General features: G+C 69.4%; 10 protein-coding genes and 1 pseudogene. 2 read left to right on the plus strand and 9 right to left on the minus strand.

The genetic code is table 11. The features are described 5' to 3' along the window. The first annotated feature begins 18 nt into the window (after positions 1-18). Positions 19-501 (plus strand): GNAT family N-acetyltransferase, encoded by a 483-nt coding sequence (locus IZR01_RS28410; protein WP_194925630.1) that lies wholly within the window; start codon positions 19-21, stop codon positions 499-501. Positions 502-542: 41 nt separating this feature from the next. On the opposite strand, the gene IZR01_RS28415 is transcribed toward IZR01_RS28410, so the two are convergent. Then, positions 543-1310 carry a class I SAM-dependent methyltransferase gene (locus IZR01_RS28415; protein WP_369125501.1) on the minus strand — a complete coding sequence of 256 codons (768 nt, stop codon included), beginning with the start codon at positions 1308-1310 and terminating at the stop codon, positions 543-545. Between the two features lie 1997 nt (positions 1311-3307). Here IZR01_RS28415 and IZR01_RS28420 point away from each other — a divergent pair. Then, positions 3308-4070: pseudogene (locus IZR01_RS28420) on the plus strand (sigma factor-like helix-turn-helix DNA-binding protein); the annotation flags it as partial. A gap of 71 nt (positions 4071-4141) precedes the next feature. On the opposite strand, the gene IZR01_RS28425 reads toward IZR01_RS28420, so the two are convergent. The 8 genes from IZR01_RS28425 to IZR01_RS28460 form a co-directional block, all read right to left on the minus strand. Beyond that, positions 4142-4495: a hypothetical protein gene (locus tag IZR01_RS28425; RefSeq protein ID WP_194925632.1), complete on the minus strand. Its 354-nt coding sequence runs from the start codon at positions 4493-4495 to the stop codon at positions 4142-4144. A 131-nt stretch (positions 4496-4626) separates the two neighbouring features. Then, positions 4627-4875: a hypothetical protein gene (locus tag IZR01_RS28430; RefSeq protein ID WP_194925633.1), complete on the minus strand. Its 249-nt coding sequence runs from the start codon at positions 4873-4875 to the stop codon at positions 4627-4629. Positions 4876-4934: 59 nt separating this feature from the next. Then, positions 4935-6236, minus strand: a complete 1302-nt coding sequence (locus IZR01_RS28435) for a glycoside hydrolase family 3 N-terminal domain-containing protein (protein WP_194925634.1) — start codon at positions 6234-6236, stop codon at positions 4935-4937. Between the two features lie 147 nt (positions 6237-6383). Continuing rightward, positions 6384-7376 carry an LLM class flavin-dependent oxidoreductase gene (locus tag IZR01_RS28440; RefSeq protein ID WP_194899859.1) on the minus strand — a complete coding sequence of 331 codons (993 nt, stop codon included), beginning with the start codon at positions 7374-7376 and terminating at the stop codon, positions 6384-6386. A gap of 154 nt (positions 7377-7530) precedes the next feature. Next, positions 7531-8598: an isopenicillin N synthase family dioxygenase gene (locus IZR01_RS53530; protein ID WP_194899860.1), complete on the minus strand. Its 1068-nt coding sequence runs from the start codon at positions 8596-8598 to the stop codon at positions 7531-7533. 98 nt (positions 8599-8696) lie between these two features. Next, positions 8697-11048: an ATP-binding cassette domain-containing protein gene (locus tag IZR01_RS28450; protein ID WP_194925635.1), complete on the minus strand. Its 2352-nt coding sequence runs from the start codon at positions 11046-11048 to the stop codon at positions 8697-8699. 91 nt (positions 11049-11139) lie between these two features. Further along, on the minus strand, positions 11140-11550 hold the full coding sequence (locus IZR01_RS28455; RefSeq protein ID WP_194925636.1) for a VOC family protein: 411 nt from the start codon (positions 11548-11550) through the stop codon (positions 11140-11142). 10 nt (positions 11551-11560) lie between these two features. After that, a partial coding sequence (locus IZR01_RS28460; RefSeq protein ID WP_228560390.1) for a helix-turn-helix transcriptional regulator occupies positions 11561-12013 on the minus strand: 453 nt, incomplete at its 5' end.

The following is a 12013-nucleotide window of genomic DNA, read 5'->3' on the forward strand; positions in this document are numbered from 1 at the left end:
GCTCATTGGACACGACTGATGCCGCAGCTCGAACTGGTCCGCGCCGACCACGCCCAAGCCGTCCTCGCCTTCGAACGCGAGAACCGGGACTACTTCGCGGCGGTGATCCCGGACCGGGGCGACGCGTACTTCGCCGAGTTCGACGCCCGCCACGCCCAGCTCCTGGCGGCCCAGGCGGCCGGCACGGACTACTCCCATCTGCTGGTGACCGAGACGGGTCAGATCGCGGGGCGGTTCAACCTGATCGGCGTGCACGACGGGTCGGCAGACCTCGGGTACCGGATGGCGAAGGAGTTCGCGGGCCGTGGCCTGGCCACCGCCGCCGTCGCCGAGCTGCGCGAGCTCGCCGTCACCCGCTACGGCCTCACGGCGCTGCGGGCCAAGGTGACGCTGGACAACCCGGCTTCGAGCCGGATTCTGGAGCGCAACGGGTTCGTCACCACTGGCGAGCTGACGCTTAATGGGAAGCTGGCGGCGACCTATCTCTGCGAGCTCGGCTGAAATTCGCGCGTTCTCCGATCACGCAGCGGTCACGGCAGCGACTACGGCTTGATGGCCCGGGTGGCGAAGTAACCAGGCAGGTACCGGGCGGTGGCATCCGCGTGGTGCGGGGCTTCGTCCAAGTGGGTCAGGGTGAAGCCGGCCGCGAGCTGGCCGCCGATCTGCCCGGCGAGTGAGTGACTGTACTCGATCGGCCCGGTGCCGTACGCGCGCTGCCGCTCGGCGTCTGGGAGATCAAGGCTGCTGAACGGGAGCCGGTGGCGCACGATGAGCTCACCCCGCTCGTCCAACGCCGCGACGTCGAAAATGAAGATGTCAGGATTCAGGAACCCGGCCATCAAGATTCCGCCCGGGCGCAGCACGCGGAATGACTCCCGCCAGACCGGTGCGAGATCGGGGCAGAACACGTTGGACACCGGGTTGAAGACGACATCGAAGCTGGCATCGGGGAACACACTCAGGTCGCGCATGTCGCCGAGCACGGTACGGACGGCCAGCCCCTCGCGCGCGGCGACCTCCCGGTCGCGGTCCAGTTGCCGCGGCGAGTTGTCCAGCACCGTCACGGCCGCACCCGCCGCCGCGAGCACCGGCCCCTGCTGCCCTCCACCAGAAGCCAGGCACAGTACCTCGGCGCCGACCAGCCCAGCCGGAAACCAGCCGCGCGGCACTACCTGGTACCCGATCAGGACGACGGACCAATCGCCGGCCCGGGCCCGGGCGATGACCTCCGACCCGACCGGCTGGGTCCACTCGTTGCTGTTCTCCACCTCGCGGTCCCAGGCGGCGCGGTTATACGCCACGGGATCAATGCTGTCCGTCACAAAGGCAAAGCTTAGGGGGCTGGCACAGGGGCACCCGATGCGTGCTGGGTGCCGCAGCGGGGCTCACTACGCTGACGGCGCGAGCGTTGCCTGATAGGGCGCAGGAGCTAGAGCTAGTGTCGCATCGGGCAACCTTTGCCCGGCAGTTCGTGGCGGTTCGCGCTGCGCCGGTCGTCGGTCGTCGGTCGCCGGTCGTCGGTTAGGATCCGTTCCCGGCTGGCGCTGCGGGCAGCATGACCCATGACCCGCTGCTGAGGCACCGCTGCGGGGTTTCTTTGGGGCTGGGTTTGCGGGGCGGGCTGCGGTTGGTCTGTGGGTTTTCAAAGCTTTTTACGGCCTTCGGTCATAGTTGTGCCGGTTCGGGGTTCGGGTCGGCGGGTGTGTCTGTCGGCTGCCGGTTTCCGCGTTCACGACCCCGCCGCACCTCAGGCCTCTTCAACTCCAGCAGGTCGGAACCAGGGTCTAGATCAAGATCAACAGCAGGAGCCCAAGCAAGATCAACTTCACAAGCAAGGTCAACAGCGAGATCAACTGCAAGGTCAAGATCAAAAGCTGTGATGAAGAGCCGGCGCCTCCGGCGGGGGCTCTTGGCTCCCTCGGGGAACTGGCGCTGCTCCATAGGGTGGTCCGGTCAGGGCCCTGCGGCGGCGGTTTGTGAGGTGGTTGCGGTTCGTTCCCCACGGTCGCGTCGTCAGCCCCAAGGGGTACAGCACCGGTGTCCGGGAGTAAAGTCCGCGCGGTTGCGGTCGGGCCTGCAAGCTGCGGTTTGTATAGCGCGAACTTGACTCCCGGCCACCGGCGCTGTAGGCGAAGCCCTGCCGACGCGACCGAGGGGAACGAACCGAAAACCGGCCGGATAGGTGCAAAGCCCAGTGGTTCGGTACCGGCGACTCGGCGAGTTCGGCTGCCGGTCCGGGTGCTGGCAGCGCGGCAGTCCCGAGGGTGCGCGGTCTGGGTTGGCGGGCGCCGGATCGGCCCGGCGGCCACAACAGGAACCATCGGGACACCGAGCTGGATCCTGGCCGGGTCCTCGACACTCATCGCGGGCACGGCTGATCCCTACCGCACCCGGGCATGTTCTCGACTAACTGCCCAGCGACCCGTCGCCAGGGCCTTACCGGCAGCCGCATCGCTGAGCTGCGTCTACGGGCCTTGCGATTGCTATTCTTCCGGTCGGTTTTCGGTTCGTTCCCCTCGGTCGCGTCGGCAGGGCTTCGCCTACAGCGCCGGTGGCCGGGAGTCAAGTTCGCGCTATACCAACCGCAGCATGCAGGTCTGACCGCAACGGCGCGGACTTTACTCCCGGACACCGGTGCTGTACCCCTTGGGGCTGACGACGCGACCGTGGGGAACGGACCGCACCACCTCACAAACCGCCGCCGCAGGGCCCTGACCCGGCCACCCTATGGAGCAGCGCCAGTTCCCCGAGGGAGCCGAGAGCCCCCGCCGGAGGCGCCGGGCTCTTCATCACAGTTCTTGACCTTGATCTGGCCGTTGATCTTGCTGTTGATCTTGCTGTTGATCTTGCTTGGGCTCTTGATCTTGATCTTGATCTAGCCCCTGGTTCAGACCTGCCGGAGTTGAAGAGGCCTGAGGTGCGGCGGGGTCGTGAACGCGAAAACCGGCAGCCGGTATACAGACCCGCCGACCCGAACCCCGAACCGGCACAACCATGACCGAAGGCCGTAAAAATCGCCTTTCAACCCACAGCCCAACCGCAACTCGGCTCGAGAACCCCCGCCCCCAAAACCACTCGCCGCCGACCCCGCACCCGACTACCGTGAACCACGGCGCCCGGTGCGTAGGCAGCGGATACTTCTGGTTCTAAAGGTTGCCGGTTCGAGTCCGGCTCGTCTCTCTTACCGGAGGCGGTAGCTCAATCGGGTAGAGCATTAGACCGGCTTCGGCCGGAGTCCCGCCGCCGACTTGGTCTCGGGCGCCTCATCGTTTCTCCGCTACCTCGTAGCTGCTGAAGACGATGCCCCGCTGCTGGGCGTCGGCGGGCGAAGGAGTGGGACGTGCCGGGCGTGGAGCCGCCCGCGCCGACCCGGCTCGGCGAGGTGTTCTGGCTGGAGCCGCACCCGGATGCCCTGCTCGAAGGGGTCCTGGGACGCCTCGCCGCCGGGCCCCGAGGCCCGCTACGAGCAGAGCGAGGCCGTCTCGCTGGCCTTCGTCACCGCGCGCCAGGTGCTGCCGCCCCGCCAGGTGGCGGTGCTGGTCCTGCGCGACGTCCTCGGTTTCCCGGCCGCCGAGGTCGCCGAGATGCTGGACACCACCGCCGAGTCGGTGAGTAGTGCGCTGAAGCGGGCCCGCGCGAGCTTGGAACGGCGGCGGCCCGGTCCGCCGGAAGACCAGTGGCCCCCGGCTCCCGGCTCGACCGAGGAGGGCGTCCTGGCCGCGAAGTTCGCCACCGCCTACGAGGCCGCCGACATCGAGGGCTTGATCGCCCTGCTCACCGACGACGTCTTCACCTCGATGCCGCCGATGCCGTTCGAGTACCAGGGCCGCGCCGCCACCGTCGGCTTCCTCAGCGCCATCCTCACCTCCGGCCGCCGCCACCGCCTGGTCCCCACCCGCGCCAACGGCCAGCCCGCCTTCGGCGCGTACCTGCGCGGCACCGGCGGCGTGGACCACGGCGTGGGGCTGTTCGTCATCGGGCTGGGCGGGCACGGGATCAATGCCATGACGCGCTTCGAGAAGGGGGTGCTGCCCTGGTTCGGGCTGCCCCGGTCGATCCCGGGGGAGTAGGCCGGCCTAGAAGTCCACGAGCTCGATCGTCACCGTCACCGTCACCGTCACCGTCACCGTCGCGGTGTCGGTCACCGGCCCGCAGGAGTGGCCAAGGCGTTGATCATCGCCGCCAAGGCGAGCAAGGGCGGCACGGCGGCGAGCGCCAGCCGACCGGCGCGGGGAAGGAATCGGGCGGGCAGCCACTGGACGACCGCCAGAATCGCCGAGATGGCGATAAGCCATCCTGTGTGGCCCATCGCGGCATAAGCCTTGGGGCAGTCGGCCTTGGAGTCGCACGAGTCGAGGACGATCGCCGAAAAGCCGTAGAGAACGAGGGCGACGGGAACCAAGAACGCGGTGATCGACAGGGACACCGCAGGGGCGATCATCCAAAACCGGTGCTGGTTGGGATCTGGCGGGCGCTGATATACCGGCTGGGTCATAACCTCAGCCTCGCGGCCGTGGCTTACATCAGCATCCGTATTCCTACTCATGCCGTCTGAGTATGACCGGCCACTGAGTATGACCGGCGCCGACCCACCAGGATCGGCGCCGCCCACAAACCGGCGGAGAATCAGCTCAGCGCGAAAGCCAGCACATCAGCGTTCTTCTCCGGCGCCGCCGGCAACACGATCAGCCGGTCCCCGGCGACGGTCACCGGGCCGCTCGCGGTCGCAGCGCTCTGCCACAGCTTGCTCCCGGAGACGAGGTCGAACGCGACCAGCGAGGCGGTCGGGTCCGCGCGGCAGTGGCTGCCATTCCATACTGCCGTGCCGGGACGGCGGGAGGCGTCGCGGTGGGGTGTTTCTTTGGTAAAGGCCAAGGAGTTCGCGCGGTGACGCCGCGAAGCAGAACACTGAATCTGGGGCTGAATCGGGGGCCCTACTTCAACCCGCTCCGCAGCGCGTCAACCCGCCCCAGCGCCGCATCGAACCCACTCCGGCTCAGCTTCCCGCTGTTCACCCCGTCCACGATCGCCGCGGCGGCCGCGTCCCCCTGCGCCGGGTCGCCGGAGGAGCACAGCAGCAGGTCCATGCCCGCCTCGGCCGCCGACAGCGCGCGGTTGCCCGGGCTGCCGTATGCCTGGAGCGCTCCGGCCTCCAGCGCGTCCGTGATCGTCACGCCCTTGAAGCCGACGCGGTCGCGCAGCTCGCCCTGGACCACCGTGGAGGACATGCCGGCCGGGCGGTTCGGGTCCAGGTTCGTGTAGACCGCCCAGGACAGCATGACCAGCTTCACGCCGTTCTGCACCGCTGCCGCGTACGGCAGCTCGTCGATGCTGCGCAGGTTGTTCAGCGACACCGTCAGGGTGACCGGGCGCTCGTCGGTGTTGGCGCCGTTCGGGGCGGAGCCGAGGCCGGGGAAGTGCTTGGCGGTGGCCGCGACGCCGGTGTTCTGCTGCGCGGTGAGGAAGGCCGAGGCCAGTTGGGAGACCGTGTTCGGGTTCTCGCCGAAGGAGCGCTGGGCGGCGTCGATGAAGTCGCCGGGGGAGCGGGAGACGTCCAGGACCGGCGCGAGGTTCAGGTTCATGCCCACGCCCGACATGTTCTGTCCGGCCTCGGTGCCGGCGTTGGTGGCGGCGCCGACCGGGTCCGAGCTCTCGCCGATCTGCTTGGCCGAGATGTTCGGCGGCCCGGGCAGCCGCTTGACGATGCCGCCCTCCTGGTCGGTCATCAGCAGCAGCGGCAGGTGCACCGGGCTGGCCGCCTGCGCCTGCCGCAGCTCGGTGATCACGCCGGTGATCTGCGACTGGCTGGAGATGTTGCCGCCGAAGAAGATCACGCCGCCCACGTCGCCCTGCCGGATCTGGTCCAGCAGGTGCTGCGGCGGCGTCAGGCCCTGGTAGGAGTAGATGATCCGCTGCCCGACCTGCTGCTGGAGCGTCAGGTTCGAGGTCGCCGAGGAGGAAGACGAGGAGCTGGGCGGGGTCGTGGGTGGCGCGCTCGACGACGAAGAAGACGACGAGGAAGACGAGGACGACGACGAAGTCGTGCTCGGCGTCGATGTCGACGAGGAGGTGGACGGAGGCGTCGTCGACGAGCTCGACGAGCTCCCGCTCGCCGACGTCTTCGACCCGCTGCTGGAGCACGCCCCGCTCAGCAACCCCACCGCCGCCAGCAGCGCGAACCCCGCCGCGCCGCCGGTCTTCTTGCTCCGTCCAGTCCGCATCCCAGCTTCAGCCATGCTCTCTACCTTGGCCAAAGCCGCCGCGAGATGCCAGCCGGATGGGCCGTTTCGGTGCCTGCCCGCCGATGGCCGGACCATGCACAGACCATGCACAGGCCTGGATACCCGGCACCCAGGCGGTAGCCCGAAACGGCCCCGCACCGGCTACGACGCCTGCAAAGCCCGAGCCGCCGGCGCCGGCACCAACTCCACCGCCCGGATCCGCTCCGCCCGCCGTGGCGAGGCCGGGGCCAGGATCACCTCGTCCGCGGTGGTTCGCTCGGCCAGCCGCTCGATGTAGTCCGCGGCCTGCTCCGGCGTCCCGGAAGCGGTGACCCGCATCATCCCGCGCACGTGCTCCCCGGCCGGCGTCGCCAGCACCTGATCCAGCTCATCGTCGCTGAGCTCCGCCTCCCCGCGCACCAGGAACCGCTTCGCCCGCCACCGCAGCGCGGCCTGGTACTGGACCTCGGCCTCTTCCGCGGTCGGCGCCGCGATCAGGTTGGCCGCCACGATCAGATACGGCTCCGGGTTCGCCGCGCTCGGCCGGTACTCCGACCGGTACAGCTGCGTCGCCTGCGCCAGCGCGTCCGGTGCGAAGTGCGACGCGAACGCGTACGGCAGCCCCAGCGCCGCGGCCAGCTGCGCCCCGAACAGCGACGAGCCCAGGATGTACAGCGGCACGTTCGACCCGTCACCCGGCGTCGCCCGCACCCCGGGGATCCGCGTCTCGCCGCTGAGGAACCCCTGCAACTCCAGCACGTCCTGCGGGAACGTGTCCGCCGACTCCGGACTGCGCCGCAACGCCCGCATCGTCGCCTGGTCCGACCCCGGCGCCCGGCCCAGCCCCAGGTCGATCCGCCCCGGATGCAGCGCCGCCAACGTCCCGAACTGCTCGGCGATGACCAGCGGCGAGTGGTTCGGCAGCATCACCCCGCCGGCGCCCAGCCGGATCCGCTCGGTGTTCGCCGCCACGTGCGCGATCACCACGCTGGTGGCCGCGGACGCGATCGCCGACATGTTGTGGTGCTCGGCGTACCAGACGCGCTCGTAGCCGCTGCGTTCGGCGGCGCGCGCCAGCGGCACGGCGCCGTGCAGCGCGTCGCCCGGATGCTCGTCGGGGGCTACCGCGGCGACGTCGAGCAGCGAGTACTTCATGGATCCTCGTCTCCCGGAGCAGCCGGACGTTGGTGCGCGCCGCCCCGTGCGAACTGCATGATGCGATCTACAACTGTGCGACTTCGGCCAACGCCTGCCGCCCGGGCGGCATTCCCCACCGCCGCTGACCGCTACTTCCACTCCACGGTGACCGCTACTTCGTCAGCAGGTCGGCGTGGAACTTCTTCGTCACCTCCGGCTGCGCGCGCAGATACCCCTTCAGCTCGTTCCGCCCGAACTCCGCGTACAGCGGGTTCGACGGATCGTCCGTGGCTCCGGGCGCGTGGTGCGCGAGCGGGAAGTCCAGCGGCTCGATATGCGCGTCCAGCCGCGGGTTGTAGAAGAACGGCACCGAGAACCGCTCCCGCGCGTGCGGCGGGCTGACCACCCGGTGGCTCGTCGCCTTCAGATACCCGTCGGTGGCCACCTCCAGCAGCTCCCCGAGATTCACCACGAACGCGCCCGGCATCGGCGGCACGTCCAGGAACGACCCGTCCGGCCGCGCCACCTGCAACCCGCCCACGGAGTCCTGCAACAGCAGCGTGATGAAGCCGTAGTCCTTGTGCGTTCCCACGCCCTGAGCGGCGCCGTCCGGAGCCGTGCCGGGGTAGCGCACCAGCTTCAGCCGCAGGTGCGGATGCCCGGCGAAGGCGTCGTCATAGAAATCCGGGGGCGCGCCGATCGACGCCAGCAACTCGTGCAACAACCGCCCCGACACCGCGCTGAGTTTGTCGATCCAGCCCAGCGTCGCGGTCCGCAGCTGCGGCAGCGCCTTCGGCCACTGGTTGGGGCCCTGCAACCACCAGTACGCCGGCTCCCCGGCCCCCGGCACGTGCGGCGGCAGCTCCAGCCCGATGTCCATCTGGTCACGCCAGTCCCGGGCCCCGCCGGTCTGCTCGTGCCCGGTGCGGGTGTACCCGCGGAAGTGCGGCGAGTTGAGGTTGCTGACCGCCAGCCGGTCGGCCTCCGGCAACGCGAAGAACGACCGCATCGCATCGCCCAGCGCGGTCGTCTCGTTCGCGGTGACACCGTGCCCGACCAGCTGGAAGAAGCCGACGTCGGTGGCCGCGGCCCGCAGCGTCTCGTGCAGCCGGGCCCGGTCCTCGCCGGACCCGGCGGCCAGCGACAGGTCGACGACCGGGAGGCCGGTGCCGGTGCCAGGGCCGGTACCGGTGCCGGTGTCCGGGTCAGTATCGGCGTCAGTGCGGGACTGCTGCGTCACCACTCCACGGTAATACGCCCCGCCTGGCTCGGCTGTTCGGCGAATCCGCTGGTCAGCTCACTTGACCCGGCATCTAGCTATTGTCATTGCACGGGTTGTTATCGCACATACGCCGCCAAGTGCTCCCCGGTCAGCGTCGAGCGCCCGGCGACCAGATCCGCCGGCGTCCCCTCGAACACCACCCGCCCACCGTCGTGCCCGGCCCCCGGCCCCAGGTCCACGATCCAGTCCGCGTGCGCCATCACCGCCTGGTGGTGCTCGATGACGATCACCGACTTCCCGGCCTCCACCAACCGGTCCAGCAACCCCAGCAGCTGCGCGACGTCGGCCAGGTGCAGCCCGGTGGTCGGCTCGTCGAGCACGTACACCCCGCCGTCCTCGGCCATCGCCACCGCCAGCTTCAGCCGCTGGCGCTCGCCGCCGGACAGCGTGGTCAGCGGCTGGCCCAGCGACAGGTAGCCCAGGCCCACATCGGACAGCCGGGACAGGATCTTGTGCGCGGCCGGCAGCTTCGCCTCGCCGCCGGCGAAGAACGCCTCGGCCTCGGCCACCGACAACGCCAGCACCGAGGCGATGTCCAGTCCGCCGAACTCGTACTTCAGCACCTCGGCCTGGTAGCGCTTGCCCTCGCACTCCTCGCAGACGGTCGCGACCCCGGCCATCATCGCCAGGTCGGTGTAGACCACGCCGACGCCGTTGCAGTTCGGGCACGCGCCCTCGGAGTTGGCGCTGAACAGCGCCGGCTTCACGCCGTTGGCCTTCGCGAACGCCTTGCGGATCGGCTCCAGCAGCCCGGTGTAGGTGGCCGGGTTGCTGCGCCGCGAGCCGCGGATCGGGCTCTGGTCGATCGACACGACGCCCTCTTGCTGCTTGGGCATCGAGCTGTGGATCAGCGAGCTCTTGCCGGAGCCGGCGACGCCGGTGACGACCACCAGCACCCCCAGCGGCAGATCGACGTCCACGTCCTGAAGGTTGTTCGCCGACGCCCCGCGGATCTGGAGCGCACCCTTCGGCGTCCGGGTCTGTTCCTTCAGCGCCGCGCGGTCGTCCAGGTGCCGTCCGGTGACCGTGTCGCTGCCCCGCAGCCCCTCGATCGAGCCCTCGAAGCACACCGAGCCACCGCCGGACCCGGCGCCCGGGCCGAGGTCGACCACGTGGTCGGCGATCGCGATCATCTCCGGCTTGTGCTCCACGACCAGCACCGTGTTGCCCTTGTCGCGCAGCCGCAGCAGCAACTCGTTCATCCGCTGGATGTCGTGCGGGTGCAGGCCGACGGTGGGCTCGTCGAAGACGTAGGTGACGTCGGTCAGCGAGGACCCGAGGTGCCGGATCATCTTCACGCGCTGCGCCTCGCCGCCGGACAGCGTGCCGGAGGAACGAGACAGGGAGAGGTATCCGAGCCCGATCTCGACGAACGAGTCGAGGGTCTGCGACAGCGCGTCCAGCAACGGCGCCACCGAAGGCTCGTCCAGACCGCGCACCCACTCGGCCAGATCACTGATCTGCATCTCGCAGGCGTCCGCGATGCTGATCCCCTTGATCTTCGAGGACCGCGCGCCCTCCGACAGCCGGGTCCCGGCGCAGTCCGGGCAGGTGGTGAAGGTGACGGCCCGGTCCACGAACGCCCGGATGTGCGGTTGCAGCGACTCTCGCTCCTTGGACAGCATCGACTTCGAGATCCGCGGGATCAGCCCCTCGTAGGTCATGTTGATGCCCGCGATCTTCATCCGGGTCGGCTCCCGGTGCAGGAAATCGTGCAGCTCCTTCTTGGTGAACTTCTTGATCGGCTTGTCCGGGTCGAAGAACCCCGACTCCGCGTACAGCCGAGAGTTCCAGCCGCCGCCGGAGTAGCCGGGGACGGTGATCGCGCCGTCGTTGACCGACCGGCTCTCGTCGTACAACTCGGCCAGGTCGATGTCGCTGACCGCGCCCCGGCCCTCGCAGCGCGGGCACATGCCGCCGACGATGCTGAAGCTGCGGCGCTCCTTGACCGTCTGGCCGCCCTTCTCCATCGTGACCGCGCCGGCCCCGCTGATCGAGGCGACGTTGAAGGAGTACGCCTTCGGCGAGCCCAGGTGCGGCTCGGCGAGCCGGCTGAACAGGATGCGCAGCATCGCGTTGGCATCGGTGGCGGTCCCGACCGTCGAGCGCGGGTCGCCGCCCATCCGCTGCTGGTCCACGATGATCGCGGTGGTCAGGCCGTCCAGGACGTCCACCTCGGGCCGGGACTGCGTGGGCATGAAGCCCTGCACGAACGCGCTGTAGGTCTCGTTGATCAGCCGCTGCGACTCCGCCGCGATCGTGCCGAACACCAGCGAGCTCTTGCCGGAGCCGGACACGCCGGTGAAGACGGTCAGCCGGCGCTTGGGCAGCTCGATGCTGACGTCTTTGAGGTTGTTGACGCGGGCGCCGTGGACCCGGATCAGGTCGTGGCTGTCGGCGGCGTGCATGCTGCGGTTCTCCTCGCTGATGGCCTGGCGCTGCTGCGGAGTCGGTTACCGGATCTGCTTTCGCTACCGGGTCTGCTTCTACTACCGGGGTCTACTTCTGCTGCTGGACGCGGAGCAGGTTCCCGGCCGGATCCCGGAACGCGCAGTCGCGCACCCCGTACGGCTGGTCCGTCGGTTCCTGCACGACCTCCGCGTCGGCCGCCTGCAACCGGTCGAACGTCCCGTCCACGTCGCTGGTGGCGAGCAGGAGCACGGCGTATGTGCCCTTGGCCATCATCTCGGCCAGGACCTGCCGCTCCGCCTCGGTGACCCCCGGATCCGCGCCCGGGGGGAACAACACGATCGACGTCCCGGGCTGCTCCATCGGCCCGACGGTGATCCACCGCAGCCCGTTGAACCCGACGTCGTTGCGCACCTCGAAACCGAGCACGTCCCGATAGAAGGCCAACGACGCGTCGGGATCGGTCTGGGGCAGGAAACTTGCACTGATGGTGAGGTCCATGCACTTCACCCTAGGTGGGCGCCCCCACCCGGGCTTCTCGAATCCTGATCGGTGCCACCCGCACCGGCCGGCTCACCCGCGTCGCCACACACGCCGGCAACCCCGCCATCGCAAAAGCCGAGGCCCGCCGGTACTCACCGGGCGGCATCCCCACCAACTCGGCGAACCGCGTACTGAACGTCCCCAGCGACGAACACCCGACCGCGAAGCACACCTCGGTCACGGTCAAATCGCCCCGCCGCAACAACGCCATCGCCCGCTCGATCCGCCGCGTCATGAGGTACGCGTACACCGACTCCCCATACGCGGCCTTGAACTCCCGGCTCAGATGCCCCGCCGACACATGCACCCCACGCGCCAACGCCTCCACATTCAGCGGCTGCGCGTACTCGCGGTCGATGCGATCGCGGACGCGGCGCAGCCGGGCCAGGTCGGCCAGGCGCTGGTCGGGGGTGGGTGGGGC

Source organism: Catenulispora pinisilvae (genome assembly GCF_015356865.1).
GTDB lineage: Bacteria > Actinomycetota > Actinomycetes > Streptomycetales > Catenulisporaceae > Catenulispora > Catenulispora pinisilvae.